Genomic DNA, 20,681 nt, shown 5'->3' with positions numbered 1-20,681 from the left:
GCATGAAGAAAACCATCGTTTTTAAGTGCGGCGGAAGCGTGATCCGCGAGTTATCCGCCGATTTTTTTCAAAATGTAAAAGAGCTTATGCAATCGGGCTGGAACATTGCCGTCGTGCATGGCGGCGGCCCGGACATTTCAAGAATGCTGAAAACATTGCAGATTGAAACGGAATTTGTCGATGGACAGCGGAAAACGACCAAACCGGTGCTGGAAACAGCGGAAATGGTCTTGTCAGGGACGATCAATAAATTTTTCGTAATCGAACTCGCGAAAAACGGGCTGAAAGCCGCGGGAATATCAGGTAAGGACGGCGGTCTCCTTCAAGCATCCTATCTTAATCAAGACAAATACGGAGAAGTCGGCGAAATACAAAAAACCGATCGGTCAATCATCCAAGCGTTAATGAAAGCAGGCATCATTCCCGTTATCGCTCCGCTTTCCATGACAAGTGATTTCGAAACGCTGAACGTCAACGCAGACGCCGCGGCATCGGCCGTTGCTTCAGCCTTACACGCCGATAAACTTTTATTTGTCACGGATGTCGAAGGAATTATGGACGGAGAGAACAGGCTGGATACTTTGACGCCGCAAGAGATTCAGGCCCTCATAGATGACGGCGTGATTTCAGGAGGGATGATTCCGAAAGTAAACTCGGCATTATCGGCACTGAGTGAAGATGTCGAGGAAGTGATGATCGTAAACGGAAAAGGAGCGTTTTTCACCGATCAAGCCTTCCAAGGAACAAAAATCGTCAAAGAAAAGGAGAGCGTGTCATGAGCAGTCTATTTCAAACCTACAGCCGCTGGCCCATCGATATCAAAAAAGCGAAAGGGACAATCGCAGAGGATGAAAACGGAAAAACGTATCTTGATTTTATTCAGGGCATCGCCGTTTCCAATCTCGGCCATTGTCATGATGCGGTGACAGAAGCGGTGAAAGAACAGCTTGACAGCGTATGGCACGTTTCCAATCTGTTTGAAAATGATCTTCAGGAAAAAGCCGCGGCAAAGCTTGCCGAACATAGCGCGGGGGATCTCGTTTTCTTCTGCAACAGCGGGGCCGAAGCGAATGAAGGCGCCATTAAGCTTGCCCGTAAAGCAACGGGAAAGACAAAAATCGTAACATTTCATCAATCCTTTCACGGACGGACCTATGCGGGGATGGCCGCCACCGGACAAGACAAAATCAAGATCGGTTTCGGACCGATGCTTCAAGGCTTTCACTATCTTCCGTTCAATGATCCGTCGGCATTCAGCACGCTTTCAAAAGAGGATGATATCGCCGCCGTCATGCTTGAGACGGTGCAGGGAGAAGGGGGAGTCAATCCCGCCGATCCGGAATTCATCGAAGCCTTACAGACATTTTGCAAAGACAAACAGGCGCTGCTTATCGCAGACGAGATTCAAACCGGAATCGGCCGGACGGGCAAGGCATTCGGCTATGAGCATTTCGGCATCTCTCCGGACATCATCACTGCTGCGAAAGGGCTTGGAAACGGTTTTCCCGTCGGAGCCGTGATCGGCAAACAGAAGCTTGGAGACGTCTTTACGCCGGGTACGCATGGTACGACTTTCGGCGGCAATAAGCTCGCCATGGCAGCTGTGAAAGCAACCTTGGACATTGTGTTTCAGCCGGACTTTCTCCAGGCGGCGGCAGACAAAGGCTCTTTTTTAAAAGCGCAGCTGAACCGTGAACTGACAGGGCCTTTTGTAAAAGAAATCCGCGGAAAAGGGTTATTAATCGGCATTGAATGCGCAGGTCCCGTGTCCGGCATTATCGGAGATTTGCAGGAACGCGGACTTCTCGTGCTTCCGGCCGGACCGAATGTCATTAGGCTGCTGCCGCCGCTTACAGTTTCTGAAGAAGAAATGCTGTCGGCCGTCAGTATGCTGAAAGCAGCGATCGAAGCGCATTCGGCAGTGAAACGGTAATTTTTTTTTCGATATAAGAGTATAAAAATTCATATTTTTAATTAATTATTCATCAAGAGGTGGGCTTTAGATGAAAGGCTATTTAGTATTGGAAGACGGAACATCATTCGGCGGTGAACTTGAAAAAGAGGCCCGCTGTGTTGGCGAAGCGGTTTTTTTCACCGGAATGACGGGTTATCAGGAAGTGCTTACAGACCCGTCATATAAGGGCCAGATCATCGTCTTTACGTATCCGCTGATCGGAAACTACGGAATTAATGAAAAAGACCTTGAAAGTAAGATTCCTCAAGTCAAGGCTGTTGCCGTCTATGAAGCGTGTGAACATTTTTCTCACCATGAAGCAGTTTCAAGCTTGAGAGAGTATTTAAATAAATGGAACATCCCGCTCTTAACCGAAGTGGACACACGGGCCGTCGTCAAAACCATCCGCTCCGGCGGCACGATGAACGCTGCCGTGTCAACAACAGGAGAGATTCCCGCAGCATCCGGAACAGAAAACCCGGCGGAGCTGGCGCAGTCTGAAGACATCACGTCAATGGGGAACGGAGACCGGCATATTGCGCTGATTGATTTCGGTTATAAAAAATCAATCGCCTCGTCACTTGTAAAGCGCGGCTGTAAAGTAACGGTCATTCCGTATCAGCAGATGAACGCTGTTTATGACATTCAGCCTGACGGAATCGTGCTTTCAAACGGCCCGGGCGACCCGAAAGCGATTGCGCCGTACATGAACCGGATTACATCATTACTCAGTGATTTCCCCGCACTCGGCATTTGCCTCGGGCATCAGCTGATTGCCCTGGCTTTCGGAGGAAATACGTATAAGCTGCCGTTCGGCCACAGGGGTGCCAATCATCCCGTCATTGACCGGAAAACGAAACGGGTGTTTATGACAAGCCAGAACCACAGCTATGTCGTTGATGAAGCATCAATTGACGAGAACGAGCTGTCCATCAGATTTCATCATGTCAATGATACATCAGTGGAAGGGCTCATTCATAAGCGCCTTCCCGTATTAAGCGTCCAGTTCCACCCTGAAGCTCACCCCGGACCGGCTGAGAGCGAGTGGATATTTGATGAATTTCTAGAGAAAGTGATACCAGCAAGGAGAGAAATCGCTCATGCCTAAAGATACAACCATTTCCAGCATATTAGTCATCGGCTCCGGCCCCATCATCATCGGCCAGGCGGCAGAATTTGATTATTCAGGAACGCAGGGCTGCATGGCTCTGAAAGAAGAAGGATACCGCGTTATTCTAGTCAACAACAACCCGGCAACGATTATGACGGATGAGGCGTTTGCCGATGAAATATATTTTGAACCGCTCACAACCGACAGCATCGAGGCCATTATTGAAAAAGAAAAACCGGACGGTCTGCTTGCCAATTTGGGGGGCCAGACGGCATTGAATTTAGCCGTTAAGCTTGAAGAAGCAGGCGTGCTGAAGAAGCATCACGTCAAGCTTTTGGGAACATCGGTGGAAACCATTCAAAAAGGCGAAGACCGGGAGCAGTTCCGCGCCCTGATGAAAGAGCTCGATCAGCCCGTTCCGGAAAGCGAAATCGTCGACAACGAAGAAGACGCCCTCCGTTTCGCTGAGTCTATCGGATTTCCGGTCATTCTGAGACCGGCGTACACGTTAGGCGGAAAGGGAGGCGGAATCGCGAAAACGAAAGAAGCATTTCAGACGCTTATTAAACAGGCGCTGTTAGCAAGCCCGATCAGCCAATGCCTCGTCGAAAAAAGCATCGCCGGTTTTAAAGAAATCGAATATGAGGTCATGCGCGACAGCAATCATACATGCATCACCGTCTGCAATATGGAAAACATCGATCCCGTCGGCGTGCATACAGGAGACTCCATCGTCGTCGCACCGTCCCAGACGTTAACGGATGAAGAATATCAGATGCTGCGTTCAGCAAGCCTGGCGATTATTTCGGCGCTGGATGTGGTCGGCGGCTGCAACATTCAATTTGCGCTGGATCCGTTCAGCAAACAGTACTATGTCATTGAAGTGAACCCGCGTGTCAGCCGTTCATCGGCCCTCGCGTCAAAAGCGACCGGCTACCCGATTGCCAAAATGGCGGCGAAACTTGCCGTCGGCTATACGCTCGACGAACTGAAAAATCCGCTGACGGGCTCTACTTATGCAAGCTTTGAACCGGCGCTTGATTATGTCATCGTCAAATTCCCGCGCTGGCCGTTTGATAAGTTTAAACATGCCGATCGCACGCTCGGAACGAAGATGAAAGCGACGGGAGAGGTCATGGCGATCGAAAGAAATATGGAAGCGGCCATTCAAAAAGCGGCGGCCTCCCTTGAGCTGAAAACGATCGGCACCCGCCTGCCTGAACTCGGCGGCTGTACGATCAATCAGCTGTGGGAATTAGCGGTAACGCCGGATGACCGGAGATTTTTCGTCGTCATGGAACTGTTAAGCCGCGGTGAAACGATAGAAGACATCCATGCCAAAACGAAAATTGACCCGTTTTTTCTCCATGTATTCCGAAATATCATCACATTGGAAAACAAGCTGATGGAAGAAGGGGATCATCTGTCTGTCCCGCTTTTAAAGCAGGCGAAGGTAAAGGGCTTCACGGATGTCATGATCGCATCTCTCACGGGAAAAACGGAAGAAGACATCCGTGCTCTCAGAAAGAAAACAGGCATCGTCCCGTCGTTTAAAATCGTAGATACATGCGCCGCTGAATTTGATGCCAAGACGAATTATTTCTACTCCACCTATCTAGGGGAAAGTGATGGAGATATCAGCCGAAAAGAGAAAAAACGCGCCCTCATCATCGGCTCCGGCCCGATCCGCATCGGTCAGGGAGTGGAATTTGATTACAGCGCCGTCCACGGCGTTCTGACCCTGCAAAAGCTGGGGTATGAAACGATTATGATCAATAACAATCCGGAAACAGTAAGCACGGATTATGAAATCGCCGACCGGCTTTATTTTGAACCGCTGACGACAGAACATATTTTGAACGTGGCGGAACATGAAAACATTGATTTTGCCATCGTCCAATTTGGGGGGCAGACCGCGATCAATGCCGCTGAACCGCTGGAAAAAGCGGGCATTCCGCTGCTCGGAACATCCTTTGAAACCCTTGATGCGCTGGAGGATCGGGATCTGTTTTATCAGCTGCTTGATGATCTTGACCTGAAACATGCCAAAGGCGAAACCGCTTATTCAAAAGAAGAAGCAACAGAAAAAGCAAGCCGAATCGGCTACCCCGTGCTGATCCGTCCGTCTTATGTCATCGGTGGGATGGGCATGATCATCGTTGATTCAGAAGCGCAAATGTCAGAACTGCTGGAAAATGAAGCGGGCATGCCGTATCCGATTTTGATCGATCAGTACATTACAGGAAAAGAATTGGAGATCGATCTGATTTCCGACGGACATGAAGTATTCGTGCCGACTTATACAGAGCACATTGAACGCGCCGGCGTCCATTCGGGCGACAGTTTTGCGATTCTTCCGGGTCCGTCTGTCACACCTGATATGCAGCGTAATATAAAAGAGGCCGCCGAAAAAATCGCGGTAAAACTGGCTTTTAAAGGCATCATGAACATTCAGTTTGTCATTGATGACAAAGGAGATATTCTCGTTCTTGAAGTGAATCCGCGGGCAAGCCGCACGGTTCCTGTCGTGTCTAAGGTGATGGGGGTGCCGATGATCCCGCTTGCCGCCAGATTGCTGGCCGGCGCTTCCCTTAAAGACATCAAGCCCGAGGTTCAAAATCAGCACGGAACGGCAGTGAAATTCCCGGTTTTTTCTTCTCACGCCATTCAGGATGTGGACGTAAAGCCCGGGCCGGAAATGAAGTCGACCGGAGAAGGCATGTGTGTCGCGTTTGACGCAGAAAGCGCCCTGAAAAAAATCTACGCGCACGTCTGGGAGAAAAAAGGCAGCATCTATCTGGAAGGCTGTGATGCGGAATTGGAACGTCAGGCTCAAGAGGCGGGATTTACGGTATGCAAAGATGCGTTCCCGGCATGGGCAGAGCGAAAGGATAAAGCGGTTCATATCAATTTCAATCACTCTGAAGAAGCGCGTAAACAACGGATCGAAGCCATGACGCACGGTGTGACGGTCTTTACTGAACCGGAAACCGTAAAGGCATTTTTAGAAAGCGGCTCCGGCAAACCTCAGCCTGTATCGCTCAAAGATCTTTATCAAAAGGAAGTGGCATCATGCACACAATAAAAGCGGAACACACATTAACCCATTTGTACGGAAAAGATTTTCTTTCCTTAAAAGATGTCAGCCCGTCAGACATCAATGCGCTTCTGACAGAAGCTTCATTATTAAAACAACATCCGATACAGCCGATTTTCCAAGGGAAAACATTGGCGATGATTTTTGAAAAATCTTCAACCCGCACACGTGTGTCTTTTGAAGCGGGAATGGCCCAGCTCGGGGGAACGGGACTATTTCTTTCAAGCAGCGACCTGCAGCTTGGGCGGGGGGAGACGGTTGCGGATACGGCGAAGGTGCTGTCCGGCTTCGTTGATGCCATTATGATCCGCACCTTTGAACATGAAAAAGTCGAAGAGCTTGCTGAGCATGCAGATATTCCCGTCATAAACGGGTTGACCGACCGGTATCACCCGTGTCAGGCACTCGCGGATCTGTTAACGATACAAGAAATAAAAGGAAAATTAAAAGGAGTAAAAGCCGCCTATATCGGTGATGGAAATAATGTAGCGCATTCACTAATGATCGGCTGCGCAAAAATGGGCTGTGACATTGCGGTTGCTTCGCCGAAAGGCTATGAAGTTGAGGAAGAGGCGGTAAATGCCGCAAAAGAAGCGGCGGCTGTTTCCGGAGCGAAAATCACCCTTACCGAAAATCCGCAGGAAGCGGTGCAGGATGCAGACGTGATTTACTCCGACGTCTTCACGAGTATGGGGCAGGAGGAAGAGACGCAGCAGCGGCTGAACGTGTTTGCTCCGTATCAAGTCAACGCCTCACTCGTCAGTCTCGCCAAACCTGACTATACATTTTTGCATTGCCTGCCCGCGCATCGGGAGGAAGAGGTCACGTCCGAGATTATCGACGGCCCGAACTCTGCGGTATTCCAGCAGGCGGAAAACCGGCTTCACGCGCAAAAAGCGCTCCTGAAAGCTCTTCTTTACAAACAGGATGAACAAAAAAACCGCTGAATCTCATCAGCGGTTTTTGATATTTCTCCGCATACAAGCGCATACTACATAAAAAAGAAAAAGGAGGAAATGACGTGGGACAGCAGCATCAATTCCGCCCGGGACAAAAAGCGCCGAATAACGGTGTGTACGTTGAAATCGGCGAAACGGGAAGCATGGTCAAAAATCCGCAGAAAATCAAGCTCACAGTGGGAGAAATGTTCCCTGAAACTTCAAACCACAACAGATTGTGGACGTATCAACGAAAACCGTGAACACAAAAAAACCTGCTGAATAGCAGGTTTTTTTATTTAATGCTGGCTTGCATCCTGTTTGACAGGCATGATCTCCGCAAGAACAAAGACTAGCACCGCAATAACCACGGCAATAACGGATGATTGCTTGAAATTGTACGCCGCGCTGTTCATGGAGGCGACCAAATAACAGGCCATATGTGTTAAAAGGAACGTCCAAATAAAACCGATAATAAACCGCACGTTTCCACCTCGTCCTTCATTTTATTCTACGTTGTATCATACCATACATAAAGCGCGGGCGGAAGGTCATTTTCTCATCAAAAAGCGCGCCTGAACCTGACATTTGCCCGCCTGTCAGGCCGTCTGAAGGAAAATTCGGTTCCCGTGCTCGGGATAATAGCCAAAACATAGCAGCAAATAGGAGTTTATCCGATCTGTTTTCATTCTTCTTACATATGATAGCCAATAGAGAGATTAGGAGTAAAAGGAGGCGGGCAGGCATGGGGATAACGGAAAGATTCTTCCAATTCGGATCTGAGCTGAACGTCATCCATCTGCCGTATCGGCCGAACGGCTTCTGTATCTTTATTCTGGGGGACAGAACCCACTTTGTCAGCCGGGACTCAAGCTTTTGGCTCGAACATGAAGGGAGAAACCAGCTGTTAAATACGATGCTTGACAGAGGGTACACCATTTTCAACAGCAATTTATACGGACGGCATTGGGGTTCGGAAAAAGCCGTCCTTTACGCCAGACAGCTGATTCATTATGTGCTGAAACAAGAAACCCTCAATCCGAAAATACACTTGCTCGCAGAAGGCATGGGCGCCCTCATCGCCGATCAATTGCTGCAGTCTTCACCGGAGCATATCCGTTCAGCCGCAATGTTAGATCCTTGTCTTGATCTTCAAGCCCATTTTGAATCAGAGAAAGAAAATAAGTTTTTTTATAAGCAGTTTCTGAGGGAAACGGCACAAAGCTTCGGTGTTTCTGAAAAAGAGGCAAGCTCACTGAGCTATCAGACCATTACCGGCTGCCGCACCCGCGCGCCGGTACATATATGGCAAAGAACGACCGGAGCGCCGTACCCGTACACCCTGCATGCGAACGCGTATAAAGAAGCCCGGGAAAAGACCGGAAGCAAGACTGATATCACGTATCACCTGCTTGAGAACCCTGCGCGTATGTACAGAGCCATCTGCCGGTTTTTCCGCAGTCATGAAAAAGACCTGTAATGAATAGAATACAACAGCCATCTCTTTTCAGAGGGCTGTTTGGCTTGTGTGTGAATGAAAAACCGGAAAGGCGGCAGATGTGATGAAGACAGCGCTGATCATTGGAGCAGATGAATTTCTCGGCCTTTCATTGTGCGAACGGTTGATGGATGAGGGTGTGCATGTTGATGTCATTTTGGCAGAACCGGAGGACAAAACGAGGCAGCTGTATTTAGAAGAACGTTTAATGTGGCTCGCGAGAAACGGGCTTTTTCAAATAATAGATGAAATCGGTGAAAAGGAATACGATCGTATCTGCGTTCAATACGGGAGCGGGTGTCTGCCTGAAGAAAGGGCTGAGCCTTTATATTGGATTGTTTACAGTGAGGATCACGGAGACTGGGAAAAAAACGGTCAGCGGGATACGGCAAAAGCGATTATCCTTCCTCCCCTCTACGGTCCGTGGACGGAAGCAAAAGAAGATGGCGAAAGCAGGGTCTTTTTAGAAGACGCAGTCTGCGGGCTGATGAATCAGCTTGAGGCTGACGGTACAGAAGACGAAAATCAGATTATTACCCTGGAAATAAAAGAAAAAACACAAAAAACGGAAGCGGAAGAAAAAATTAAAGAGTGGAAAAGACAATTTTCATCAATATTCGACATTTTTTAAGAAATACCTTCCATGTTATGTGCATTACCGCTACAATAAACGTATATCAATTTATACATGTTATGAGTTTGAAAAGGGGTTGAACATGGCTTGATCACCAGGCTTGTCATGACCTTTTCTGTCCTCCTTTTATTGAGCGGATGCGCACAAACTCCGTTTAAAGGAAAAATTGAGAAGGTCGGAATGCTTTTTCCCGATACCATCAGTGACTTGGTATGGGGGACAAAAGGTTACAAAGGTTTATTAGCGATACAATCTGAATTTAACGTTGACGTTTATTATAAAGAAAATATCAGATCCGATGAAGATATTTTAAAAGCGATAGATGATTTTCATAAAAAAGGAGTCAATCTTTTATACGGGCACGGAAATGAATACGAGGAAATTTTCAATATGATCAGCAAGGATTATCCCGACATGGAATTCGTCGTCGCAAACGGAACGGCGAAAAGCGATAATGTCACAAGCGTTCATCTTATGGGAGAAGCAATGGGCTTTTTCGGGGGAATGACGGCCGCCCATATGTCAAAAAACAATGAGGTCGGCGTCATCGCCTCTTTTTTGTGGCAGCCTGAAGTAGACGGCTTTATCAAAGGAGCGAAATATGAAAAGCCTGATATCACCGTCAATACTGAATTTACGGACCACTGGGATAACGGCAATGAAGCGCTGCATCTTTACGAGAAGTTAAAAGCGGAAGGCACGGATGTTGTATATCCGGCCGGAGACGGGTATAATGTTCCTGTCATTCAGCAAATCAAAAAAGACGGGCTTTACGCCATCGGCTATGTCGCCGAGCAATCGAATCTCGGCAAAAACACGGTGCTGACAAGCACGGTGCAAAACGTAGATAAAGCCTATACATTAATTGCCGAGCAATATAATAAAGGTACGCTCAAGAGCGGAGATCACAACTTTGATTTCAGGGAAGGAGTCGTTGAAATGGGGACGTTCAGCCCTCTGGTGGACAAAGCATTTCAAGACAAAATCTCAGACCTTGTCAAAACGTATAACAGAACAAATGAACTGCCGTCAAATGAATAGAGGTGGATACACATGCAGCATGAAAAGTCTCTTGAATTTATGCAGATCGCGATGAAATACCTGCCGGAAGCAAAGGCGGAGCTTGAGAAATCCGGCATAGATCTGTCTATGGAAATGATTCAGCCGTTTATGGACCTGTTTACATCGGTCATGGCGGAAGCGTATGAGCTTGGCAGATCTGATGCCGGGGAGCTGAATAAATAAAGAGAGCCACTTTTCATGAAGTGGCTTTTCACATGATTTTTTTCTTTATAGCGGACACCATCGGCGCGAAGTCTTTAAATACGGGCTTTAATTGATCCAGAGAGTTCATGATGGACCCCAGCTGATTCATCACGTGGTTGTAATCGATCTCTTCTTCGTTTTCAGCCTGAGGCTGCTCCGGGTTTTCTTCCGGTTCTTTATCCCGGTCTCTGGAATCGCCGAACATCATTTTGGAGAAAATATCCATAGTGAAGCCTCCTTTCGTCTTCCTTTTATTCTATGAGGAGCAGCGTCCGATAGTTTAGACGAATATATTGCCAACAGAAAAAAAATAGGGTAGAATTAGTACCTGATACTAATAATTGATCATAACTAATTAGTTTTAAATTCATTATAAAAAAGGAGTCTTTTCCAATGAAAGCTGGAATTCTTGGCGTCGGCCGTTACATCCCGGAAAAAGTGCTGACAAATCATGATCTTGAACAAATGGTAGATACATCGGACGAGTGGATTCGTACGAGAACAGGTATAGAAGAAAGAAGAATCGCCGCGGAAGATATGTATTCATCCGGCATGGCCGCTGAGGCTGCGCAAAAAGCGCTTGATCAGGCCGGCATTTCCGCTGAGGAGCTTGATATGATCCTCGTGGCGACGGTTACTCCTGACCAGTCTTTCCCTACCGTTTCCTGTATGATACAAGAGAAGCTCGGGGCCAAAAAAGCGTGCGCGATGGATATCAGCGCCGCATGTGCGGGTTTTATGTACGGTATCGTAACCGCCAAACAATTCATTGAATCGCAAACATACAAACATGTCCTCGTGGTCGGCGTGGAAAAGCTCTCAAGCATTACCGACTGGGACGACCGCAATACGGCTGTGCTGTTCGGAGACGGAGCCGGAGCGGCGGTCATCGGACCGGTCAGCGACGACAGAGGCATACTGTCATTTGAGCTCGGAGCAGACGGTACAGGCGGTCAGCACTTGTACTTAGATGAAAAAGGGCATACAATCATGCATGGAAGAGAAGTATTCAAATTCGCCGTCCGGCAAATGGGTGAATCGAGTGTAAATGTCATTGAAAAAGCCGGCCTCTCCAAAGAGGACGTAGACTTTTTGATTCCGCATCAGGCAAACATCCGCATCATGGAAGCGGCACGGGAACGTTTGGAGCTTCCGGTTGAAAAGATGTCTAAAACAGTCCATAAATATGGAAACACATCCGCAGCATCCATTCCGATTTCATTAGTAGAGGAACTGGAAGCAGGCAAAATTAAAGACGGCGACGTCATCGTCATGGTCGGTTTCGGCGGAGGATTGACATGGGGCGCCATAGCAATACGCTGGGGACGATAAAAAAAAGTGAGGTGCACACAAGATGAGTAAAAAAAGAGTAGTCGTTACAGGGCTTGGAGCCCTGTCTCCGCTTGGCAACGACGCCGAAACAAGCTGGAAAAATGCAATCGGCGGCGTATCCGGAATCGGACCGATCACACGTGTGGAATCGGACGAGTATCCGGCGAAAGTAGCTGCTGAACTGAAAGATTTCAATATTGAAAATTACATGGATAAAAAAGAAGCGCGAAAAATGGACCGCTTCACGCAATACGCTGTCGTAGCCGCGAAAATGGCCGTTCAAGATGCCGGTCTGAACATCACAGACGAGATCGCGCCGAGAGTCGGCGTTTGGGTCGGGTCCGGAATCGGCGGTCTTGAAACGCTTGAATCCCAATTCGAAATCTTCCTGACAAAAGGGCCGAGACGGGTCAGCCCTTTCTTTGTTCCGATGATGATTCCTGATATGGCGACAGGCCAAATCTCAATCGCTCTCGGAGCAAAAGGAGTCAACTCCTGTACGGTGACGGCATGTGCGACGGGAACAAACTCTATCGGTGACGCGTTTAAAGTCATTCAGCGCGGCGATGCCGATGCGATGATTACGGGCGGAACGGAAGCGCCGCTGACAAGAATGTCATTTGCGGGCTTCAGCGCAAACAAAGCCCTTTCTACAAATCCTGATCCAAAAACGGCAAGCCGCCCGTTTGATAAAAACCGTGACGGCTTTGTCATGGGAGAAGGCGCGGGGATCGTCGTGCTTGAAGAGCTTGAGCATGCCCTTGCCCGCGGTGCGAAAATCTACGGGGAAATTGTCGGCTACGGCTCAACGGGTGATGCCTATCACATTACCGCGCCTGCCCAAGACGGGGAAGGCGGTGCGAGAGCGATGCAGGAAGCAATCAAAGATGCGGGCATCAAGCCTGAAGAAATTGATTACATCAACGCTCACGGCACAAGCACGTACTACAATGATAAATATGAGACAAAAGCCATTAAGACCGTTTTCGGTGATCATGCGTACAAGCTTGCCGTCAGTTCGACAAAATCAATGACGGGTCATTTGTTAGGCGCTGCCGGAGGAATTGAAGCAATCTTCTCCGTCATGGCCATTAAAGACGGCATTATCCCGCCGACGATTAACATCGAAACACCTGATGAAGAGTGTGATTTAGATTATGTACCGGACAAAGCGCGCGAGCAGGATGTCAACGTCGTTCTCAGCAACTCGCTCGGCTTCGGCGGACATAATGCCACTTTGATCTTTAAAAAATATCAATAATACAGTTTCTGACCGGCTGCCTGAAAAAGGTGGCCGGTTTTTTTGTGCGTGCATATGATAACAACAAGAGGAGGCGAACCGGTATGAGCGTCAAGCAGACATATCAATGGATGGAAAAGGCGGCATCCGTAAATGATCTGGCCCCGCATCTTTTGCCGCTTTTTTCAGGGGCCGATAAGAAAGAGTGGAAGCCGATACTCGGCATGCTGCAAAACCACGGCATGTTCCGCCATTTGAAGGATGGCGTTAGGACCAGTAAACGGCTGAAAGAAAAAGGATGCTACAGCCATATTCAAAAGGAGGAAGCCTATTTAAAGGAGAAGTGGAACGGGCCGGACGTGCCGATCGTAGTTTTGCCCGTCGATGAACGAAACCGGAAAATCCGTCAGGAATTCGGATCAAAATCCGGTCTGGCCTTTCGGGACAAAATGTTCCTCTTTCTATCGTCGGATAGTTCCAATTCAGCTGTATCCGCCCTTATGACACATGAATATAATCACGTCTGCCGGTTAGAACATGTGACAAAGGACGAAAAAGATGAGACATTTCTTGATACAATCATGATGGAGGGGCTGGCAGAATATGCTGTATATGAGCGGTTCGGCTCAAGTCTTACGGCGGAATGGACGTCCTACTATACGCCTGAGCAGCTTGATTTTCTGTTTGAAAAAAGAGTCAAGCCGAACCTCCGCTTAACGAGAGACAGCAGAATGTTTTCCCAGCTGTTATACGGAAAAGGATACTTCCCCTCAATGCTCGGCTATGCCGTCGGATTCAATATAGTAAAAAAATATTTAACCGACCACCAACAAACAGTAAAAGAAGCATTGGCCATTCCTTCAAAAACCTTTCTGGAGGCAACGCTTTAATAGATTAAAAGAATGGAAATTATTTAAGGATATTACATTTATCCTAAAAAATTCTTGCTTTTGTAATAATGATGTAATAATATACAACTATAAAATTTTTCGACTATTCTATATTTTGTGATAGCGAAACGTATGTTTCCCTCTGCTTCAGCGGAATGAGAAAGGGGCGTATCATGAGCACACTATTAGAAGTGAATAATTTAAAGACCTATTTTTTCAGAAAGAAACAGCCGATCCCCGCAGTCGACGGGGTTGATTTTCACATTAACAAAGGCGAAACCGTCGCTCTTGTAGGAGAATCCGGCTCGGGCAAAAGCATCACCTCGCTTTCTATTATGGGACTTGTCCAAGGCTCGGGCGGAAAAATTATGGACGGCTCGATTAAGCTTGAAGGCAGAGACCTGGCCTCCTTCACCGAAAACGAATATTGCAAAATCCGCGGAAATGACGTCTCTATGATCTTTCAGGAGCCCATGACTTCCCTGAATCCGGTGCTGACTATCGGCGAACAAATTACCGAAGTGCTTGAATACCATAAAAAAATGAATAAAAAAGAAGCGTCCAAAAAAGCCGTTGAGCTTCTGGAACTCGTCGGATTCTCCAGAGCGGAACAAGTGATGAAAGAATATCCGCACCGTCTTTCCGGAGGGATGAGACAGAGGGTGATGATCGCCATTGCGCTCAGCTGCAATCCGAAGCTTCTGATCGCTGATGAGCCGACGACGGCGCTTGATGTGACGATACAAGCCCAAGTATTGGAGCTGATGAAAGACCTCTGCAAAAAATTCGATACTTCCATTCTGCTGATCACTCACGATTTAGGTGTGGTTTCCGAAGCCGCAGACAGGGTGATCGTGATGTACTGCGGACAAGTCGTAGAGAGCGCGAGTGTGGAGGACTTATTTTTAAACCCTCTTCATCCGTATACCGAAGGGCTGTTAAACTCCATACCGGTGATAGATGGAGGGATTGATACATTAAAAGCGATCAAAGGCAGTGTCCCGACACCGGATAATCTTCCGGAAGGCTGCCGATTCGCCCCGAGGTGTTCAAAAGCGATGGACAAATGCAAAACAGGGCAGCCGGAGCTGATAACGCATGAAAGCGGCCGTTCTGTAAGATGTTTTTTATATGAGGAAGAGGGTGCCCAATCAAAATGACAGCTGCAGGCCAAGAAACGATTTTAGAGCTGAAAGACGTAAAAAAATATTTCCCGATCCGCTCCGGTTTTTTTCAAAGGAAAGTCGGTGATATAAAGGCTGTTGACGGTGTTTCTTTTTCACTGAAGCGCGGGGAGACGCTCGGCATCGTCGGTGAATCAGGATGCGGCAAATCAACGGCGGGAAGGACGATGATCCGTTTATACAAGCCGACAGACGGCCGGATTCTTTTTAAGGGGCAGGATATTTCCGGCTTATCTGAAGAAAAGCTGAGAAAAAGCGTCCGCAAAAACATCCAGATGGTCTTCCAAGATCCCTTCGCATCCCTTAACCCGAGGAAAACGCTGCGTTCCATTATTAAAGAACCGTTCCAGACTCACCATATGTACAGCATGAGCGAGCGGAACGAGCGAGTGGAGGAGCTGCTGGCGAAAGTCGGCCTTCATCCGAGCTTTGCAAACCGCTATCCGCACGAATTTTCCGGGGGGCAGCGCCAGCGGATCGGGATTGCGCGGGCTCTGACATTGAATCCCGAGCTGATTATTGCGGATGAACCCGTTTCCGCGCTCGATGTCTCCATTCAGGCCCAGGTCATCAATCTGATGGAAGAACTGCAGGAAGAATTCAACCTGACCTATTTGTTTATTTCTCATGATTTGAGTGTTGTCCGCCATATCAGCGACAGAGTCGGCGTCATGTATCTGGGAAAAATGATGGAGCTGACTGAAAAACACGAGCTGTACGGCAATCCGCTTCACCCTTATACGCAGGCGCTTTTGTCTTCAGTGCCCGTCACGAGAAAAAAAGACGCCGTCAAGCGGGAACGAATCATCCTGAAAGGAGAACTGCCAAGCCCGGCAAACCCGCCGAAAGGCTGCGTGTTCCACACGCGGTGCCCGATGGCCAAACCGATCTGCAAGGAACAAATCCCGGCATTTGAAGAAGCCGCTCCCGGCCATTACGTCGCCTGCCATTTATATGCCTGAAATGACAAGCATCGAGAGGGGGTATGCCGGATTACATAACCAGTTTGCTGCATATATATCACAAAGGGGGAATTGATATGAAATTACGTAAAAGCGCACTGATGATGCTAAGTGTTTTTATGGCGCTCGCCATCTTCCTGTCAGCCTGCTCCGGTTCAAAATCCACAAGCACCGAATCCAAACCGGCAGGAAAACCGCAAAAAGGCGGAGATTTGGTTGTCGGGTCAACCGGGGAACCCACACTTTTTAATCCACTTTATTCTACCGATGTTGCAAGTTCTGATATTGAAGGAATGCTTTACAGCACATTATTGGAAACTGATGAGAAATTAAACGTCAAGCCGTCGCTGGCTGAAAAAGTAACAGAAGCTGACGGGGGATTAACGTATGATGTAAAACTGAAAAAAGGCGTTAAATTCCATGATGGAAAAGAGCTGACCGCCGATGATGTTGTTTTCACCTACAGCATCCCTCTTAACAAAGATTACAACGGTGAGCGTGGCTCGGGTTTTGAGTCCCTTAAATCCGTAACGAAAAAAGGAAAATATGAAATTCAGTTTAAAATGAAGAAAAAAGATGCCTATTTCTATAATGTCGTTCTCGACAGTTACGGCATTTTGCCTAAACATATATTGGGTAAGGTGCCGGTTGCAGATCTGGGAGAGAATGAATTTAACCGTAAAAATCCAATCGGTTCCGGTCCGTTTAAGTTTGTTGAGTGGAAAAAGGGCGAGTATGTCAAACTGGAAGCAAATGATGATTACTTTGGCGGCAGACCTTACCTTGATACAGTGACAGTAAAAACAATTCCTGATTCTAACGCGGCCGTGGCCCAGTTAAAAGCGGGGGACATTGATTTCTTCGTTGTGCCGGGCACAGATTTTGATACGGTTAAAACGTTTGGAAACGTGAAGGTCAAATCTGACCTTGGCTTAAACTACAGCTATATCGGCTGGAATGAGAAAAAAGAGATCTTTAAGGACAAAAAAGTGCGTCAGGCATTGACTTACGCTCTTGACAGGCAGGCAATGGTGGATCAAGTGCTGAACGGAGACGGTAAGGTAGCGGATGTTCCTGAGAGTCCGCTGTCATGGAATTATCCGAAGTCTAAAGTGCCGACATTTGATTATAATCCGAAAAAAGCAAAGCAGCTGCTAAAAGAAGCCGGATGGGAAGACCATGACGGTGACGGCTACCTTGATAAAGACGGGAAAAAATTCTCATTTGAAATTAAAACGAATCAAGGCAATAAAATTCGTGAAGATTTAGCTGTTGTCGTTCAGCAGCAATTAAAAGAAGTGGGAATCGAGGCTAAACCGCGAATTGTTGAATTCAGTGCGTTAATCGAACAGACAAGTGCCCCTAATTGGGATTATGACGCTCTTCTTCTCGGATGGAGTCTTGCAACGTTCCCGGATCAGTTCTCTATCTTCCATTCAAGCCAATCGAAAAACGGGCTGAATAATATCTGGTATAAAAACCCGAAAGTCGACAAGCTGCTTGAAGAAGCGAAGACAATTACAGACAGAAAAGAATACCAAAAGAAATATGAAGAGATATACAAATTGATTGCTGAAGATCAGCCGTACAGCTTCTTATTCTATTACAATTACCACAGAGCGATGCCGAATAATTTACAAGGCTATGTATTCCACCCTAAAAATGACTTGTACAATATTGAAAAATGGTGGCTGGATCAAAAATAGCAAAAGCCCTGGAGAGGGAAGGAGGTTCCTTTCCTCTCTTATCCTATTTAAAAAGGGGACAAGAACATGGTTACATATATTTTACGGCGAACATTAATGTCCTTGCCGATTCTCTTAGGCATTACAATTTTGTCGTTTGCCATCATGAAAGCAGCGCCGGGAGACCCGATGTCACTTATGATGGACCCTACAATCAGTCAAGCGGACAGGGCGAAATTCATTGAAAAATACGGGTTGAATGATCCGGAACCTGTTCAATATGTGAAATGGCTGGGGAATATGCTGCAAGGGGATTTCGGGACTTCTATCGTCAAGAAAGGCACTCCAGTTTCTGAACTTATCTTATCCCGCTTACCGAATACGATTGTGCTTATGCTTTTCTCAACCCTTGTCGCTCTTCTTATTTCTATTCCATTTGGTGTTCTGTCAGCGAAACGTCCTTATTCAAAATTGGATTACGGGATAACTGTTACTTCATTTTTAGGGCTTGCCATACCGAATTTTTGGTTCGGTTTGATTTTAATCATGGTTTTATCTGTAAATCTGGGGTGGTTTCCCACTGGCGGAGTAAGCACTTTAAATGCTGACTTTAACATATTTGACCGATTGCATCACTTGATTCTGCCTGCTTTTGTGCTCGCCACGGCAGACATGGCAGGGATAACGAGATACACAAGATCCAGTATGCTGGATGTGTTAAAACAGGATTATATACGAACGGCGCGTGCGAAAGGATTCCGAGATAATAAAGTGATTTTTAAACACGGTTTGAGAAACGGACTTCTTCCTGTCATCACTATTTTTGGTCTGATGATACCGTCATTTATCGGGGGAGCGGTAGTGGTAGAACAGATTTTCACTTGGCCGGGCCTCGGCAAATTGTTTATTGATTCAGCCTTTTCGCGGGATTATCCGGTTATCATGGCCATGACGGTCATTTCAGCTGTATTGGTTGTAGTGGGGAATTTAATTGCGGACATCTTATATGCGCTGGTTGATCCCCGCATTGAATATTAACAAAGAGAGGTGAGAGGTCAAATGTTACAGCCCAATACCGGCACACCCCCCAACGAAGTAAAATTAAAGGAAAATATTCAATCCAAACCGGAAACAATGACGAAGATTTTTTTCGAAAAGTTCTTTCAAAATAAACTAGCTGTAATCGGAGCCGTTATATTAACCATCATCATCTTGTCAGCCTTATTCGCTTCGGTAATCGCTCCTTACTCTCCGGAGAGTCAATCTCTTGTCAATCGTTTGAAGCCGCCGAGCTTAAAACATCTAATGGGAACTGATAAATTCGGAAGAGACATCTTTACGAGGGTTCTGTACGGGGCGCGCGTCTCCTTGCTTGTCGGATTCGCTTCTGTGATCGGCGCGATTACAATCGGGACAGTTGTCGGAGCCGTTGCCGGATATTTTAAAGGGATTGTCGATGCCGTTCTCATGAGAACCGTTGATATCGTATTATCCATACCTGATATATTTTTGCTTATTACACTTGTTACGATTTTTCAGCCCGGAATGGATAAATTAATTTTAATTTTCTCCCTTACAGGCTGGACAACAACGGCACGCCTTGTCCGGGGGGAATTTTTATCGCTTCGTTCCAGAGAGTTTGTATTAGCTGCAAAGACGATCGGTACAAAAAATCATCACATCATCTTTTCTCATATATTGCCGAATGCGCTCGGACCGATCATTGTCTCAGCGACATTAAAGGTGGGAACGGTTATTTTGGCGGAATCTACATTAAGTTATCTCGGTTTCGGGATTCAGCCGCCGATCGCAAGCTGGGGCAATATGCTTCAGGATGCACAGAACTTTACGATTATGATTCAGGCTTGGTGGTACCCGTTATTTCCGGGACTGTTCATTCTTCTTACCGTATTGTGCTTCAACTTTGTCGGAGACGGGCTGCGTGATGCGCTTGATCCGAAAAATGTGAAATGATCTCCCGGACGGAACGGGAGATTTTTTTTGTTGCAATGCAGTCGGAAATCCAGCTCCGTATTGCGGAAATCTCATATTGAAATGGAATAATTTATCTATCCCTTGCCTATACTGTGGACAACAGTTTTTATAAAGTGAGGGGTCGAATATGTTATTTCTTCATGATGTATGGGTCAATTGGTTTGAAGGGGAAGAAAACGGCTACAATGTATGCCATTTTCACGAATGGCGGAAGGAAGACACGGTTGAGCTTTTGGATCAGACACCGCTGCTCAGAGTGCCGTCGGTATTATTTCATTACATAGAAAACGACTTATCAGAGCTTCCGAAAGAACTGCTTGACCAAGTCCACCAAAAGTCATACGTGCGAAAAAATCATGAGCGGACAAAGCTGGAGTACTGTTTTGTCGTGACAGACGGGATCGGCATCATTGCCGTGGATACGATCGGGTATACCATTCCGGTCAGAAAGAGCCGCCTGATTCCGAGGCAGGAGCAGCTTGTTTATGAAATGGTAAAGGATGTAGAACCGGAATCGTTTCAATTTGAGCCGGCGCAATTGGAGTCTTCAAAGGAATATCACATTTTGTCATTGGCGCCGGAGCATGTCAGAGGGCTGACGAGAAAAGAGCGGCAGATCAAGCAGCTGATGTTTATGGCGCTCGACCAGCTGAAAGGGCTGAAAAACCGTGCGGAAATTGTGTATTGGTACACGGAATGGAATCCGCATATGTATGAGCAGATCAAACGGATGAGCTTTGAAGAAATTTGGGACATGCTTTACAATGAAACAATTGAAGGCTGGTCAGATAAACATCTTGCGTTCTGTGAAAATTTGATTAAAGGGCAGCCGTTTTTCGAAAAGCTTTGGGAAATGGAGCAGGAATCAAAAGTGAACTAAAAAAGAGGCGGGGAT

The 20,681-nt window shown here is 47.0% G+C and carries 21 protein-coding genes; 19 read left to right on the top strand and 2 right to left on the bottom strand.

Annotated features, from left to right (window positions below; genetic code table 11):
• The first annotated feature begins 2 nt into the window (after positions 1-2).
• From argB to OVA33_RS19310, 6 genes are all read left to right on the top strand, one after another.
• Positions 3-779 carry an acetylglutamate kinase gene (gene argB, locus OVA33_RS19335; RefSeq protein ID WP_128974054.1) on the top strand — a complete coding sequence of 259 codons (777 nt, stop codon included), beginning with the start codon at positions 3-5 and terminating at the stop codon, positions 777-779.
• Complete coding sequence (locus OVA33_RS19330) at positions 776-1,933, top strand: acetylornithine transaminase (protein ID WP_025649577.1); 1,158 nt, start codon at positions 776-778, stop codon at positions 1,931-1,933. The genes argB and OVA33_RS19330 overlap by 4 nt, the downstream gene beginning before the upstream one ends.
• Positions 1,934-2,003: 70 nt before the next feature.
• Positions 2,004-3,062: a carbamoyl phosphate synthase small subunit gene (locus tag OVA33_RS19325; RefSeq protein WP_012117273.1), complete on the top strand. Its 1,059-nt coding sequence runs from the start codon at positions 2,004-2,006 to the stop codon at positions 3,060-3,062.
• Positions 3,055-6,150 carry a carbamoyl-phosphate synthase (glutamine-hydrolyzing) large subunit gene (locus OVA33_RS19320; RefSeq protein WP_025649578.1) on the top strand — a complete coding sequence of 1,032 codons (3,096 nt, stop codon included), beginning with the start codon at positions 3,055-3,057 and terminating at the stop codon, positions 6,148-6,150. The genes OVA33_RS19325 and OVA33_RS19320 overlap by 8 nt, the downstream gene beginning before the upstream one ends.
• Positions 6,138-7,109, top strand: coding sequence for an ornithine carbamoyltransferase (argF, locus tag OVA33_RS19315; RefSeq protein ID WP_017417442.1), 972 nt, complete (start codon positions 6,138-6,140; stop codon positions 7,107-7,109). Before OVA33_RS19320 ends, argF begins: the two co-directional genes overlap by 13 nt.
• A gap of 74 nt (positions 7,110-7,183) precedes the next feature.
• Positions 7,184-7,363, top strand: a complete 180-nt coding sequence (locus OVA33_RS19310; protein WP_003155070.1) for a YjzC family protein — start codon at positions 7,184-7,186, stop codon at positions 7,361-7,363.
• Positions 7,364-7,399: 36 nt separating this feature from the next.
• Here OVA33_RS19310 and OVA33_RS19305 read toward each other — a convergent pair whose 3' ends face one another.
• Complete coding sequence (locus OVA33_RS19305; RefSeq protein ID WP_007409129.1) at positions 7,400-7,585, bottom strand: YjzD family protein; 186 nt, start codon at positions 7,583-7,585, stop codon at positions 7,400-7,402.
• A 260-nt stretch (positions 7,586-7,845) separates the two neighbouring features.
• On the opposite strand from OVA33_RS19305, the gene OVA33_RS19300 reads away from it, so the two are divergent.
• From OVA33_RS19300 to OVA33_RS19285, 4 genes are all read left to right on the top strand, one after another.
• The gene (locus tag OVA33_RS19300) at positions 7,846-8,580 is read left to right on the top strand and encodes a lipase family protein (RefSeq protein WP_014417405.1); all 735 of its coding nucleotides are present in this window, start codon (positions 7,846-7,848) and stop codon (positions 8,578-8,580) included.
• A gap of 82 nt (positions 8,581-8,662) precedes the next feature.
• Positions 8,663-9,229: a Rossmann-fold NAD(P)-binding domain-containing protein gene (locus OVA33_RS19295; protein WP_025649580.1), complete on the top strand. Its 567-nt coding sequence runs from the start codon at positions 8,663-8,665 to the stop codon at positions 9,227-9,229.
• A 90-nt stretch (positions 9,230-9,319) separates the two neighbouring features.
• Positions 9,320-10,273 carry a BMP family ABC transporter substrate-binding protein gene (locus OVA33_RS19290; RefSeq protein ID WP_014417407.1) on the top strand — a complete coding sequence of 318 codons (954 nt, stop codon included), beginning with the start codon at positions 9,320-9,322 and terminating at the stop codon, positions 10,271-10,273.
• Between the two features lie 12 nt (positions 10,274-10,285).
• On the top strand, positions 10,286-10,477 hold the full coding sequence (locus OVA33_RS19285; protein ID WP_003155061.1) for a ComZ family protein: 192 nt from the start codon (positions 10,286-10,288) through the stop codon (positions 10,475-10,477).
• Positions 10,478-10,505: 28 nt separating this feature from the next.
• On the opposite strand, the gene OVA33_RS19280 is transcribed toward OVA33_RS19285, so the two are convergent.
• Positions 10,506-10,724, bottom strand: coding sequence for a hypothetical protein (locus OVA33_RS19280; RefSeq protein WP_007409123.1), 219 nt, complete (start codon positions 10,722-10,724; stop codon positions 10,506-10,508).
• 167 nt (positions 10,725-10,891) lie between these two features.
• Between OVA33_RS19280 and OVA33_RS19275 the strand changes: the two genes are divergently transcribed.
• From OVA33_RS19275 to OVA33_RS19235, 9 genes are all read left to right on the top strand, one after another.
• Positions 10,892-11,830, top strand: a complete 939-nt coding sequence (locus OVA33_RS19275; RefSeq protein ID WP_007409122.1) for a beta-ketoacyl-ACP synthase III — start codon at positions 10,892-10,894, stop codon at positions 11,828-11,830.
• A gap of 22 nt (positions 11,831-11,852) precedes the next feature.
• Positions 11,853-13,091 (top strand): beta-ketoacyl-ACP synthase II, encoded by a 1,239-nt coding sequence (fabF, locus tag OVA33_RS19270; protein WP_025649581.1) that lies wholly within the window; start codon positions 11,853-11,855, stop codon positions 13,089-13,091.
• Positions 13,092-13,174: 83 nt separating this feature from the next.
• A complete protein-coding gene (locus tag OVA33_RS19265) occupies positions 13,175-13,960 on the top strand; it encodes a DUF2268 domain-containing putative Zn-dependent protease (RefSeq protein WP_017417447.1) in 786 nt (261 codons plus the stop codon).
• A gap of 173 nt (positions 13,961-14,133) precedes the next feature.
• On the top strand, positions 14,134-15,120 hold the full coding sequence (locus OVA33_RS19260) for an ABC transporter ATP-binding protein (protein ID WP_017417448.1): 987 nt from the start codon (positions 14,134-14,136) through the stop codon (positions 15,118-15,120).
• On the top strand, positions 15,117-16,106 hold the full coding sequence (locus OVA33_RS19255; RefSeq protein ID WP_014417412.1) for an ABC transporter ATP-binding protein: 990 nt from the start codon (positions 15,117-15,119) through the stop codon (positions 16,104-16,106). Before OVA33_RS19260 ends, OVA33_RS19255 begins: the two co-directional genes overlap by 4 nt.
• A gap of 77 nt (positions 16,107-16,183) precedes the next feature.
• Positions 16,184-17,812: a peptide-binding protein gene (locus tag OVA33_RS19250; protein ID WP_015417208.1), complete on the top strand. Its 1,629-nt coding sequence runs from the start codon at positions 16,184-16,186 to the stop codon at positions 17,810-17,812.
• A 66-nt stretch (positions 17,813-17,878) separates the two neighbouring features.
• Complete coding sequence (locus OVA33_RS19245; protein WP_003155051.1) at positions 17,879-18,829, top strand: ABC transporter permease; 951 nt, start codon at positions 17,879-17,881, stop codon at positions 18,827-18,829.
• Between the two features lie 21 nt (positions 18,830-18,850).
• Positions 18,851-19,765: an oligopeptide ABC transporter permease gene (gene opp4C, locus OVA33_RS19240; protein WP_017417449.1), complete on the top strand. Its 915-nt coding sequence runs from the start codon at positions 18,851-18,853 to the stop codon at positions 19,763-19,765.
• Between the two features lie 148 nt (positions 19,766-19,913).
• Positions 19,914-20,666: a YjbA family protein gene (locus OVA33_RS19235; RefSeq protein ID WP_007409116.1), complete on the top strand. Its 753-nt coding sequence runs from the start codon at positions 19,914-19,916 to the stop codon at positions 20,664-20,666.
• Positions 20,667-20,681 lie beyond the last annotated feature (15 nt).

The organism is Bacillus sp. KICET-1 (assembly GCF_027721405.1).
Lineage (GTDB): Bacteria > Bacillota > Bacilli > Bacillales > Bacillaceae > Bacillus > Bacillus velezensis.
Note: the sequence above shows the minus strand (reverse complement) of the source record. Positions and strands in the feature narration are given on the sequence as shown.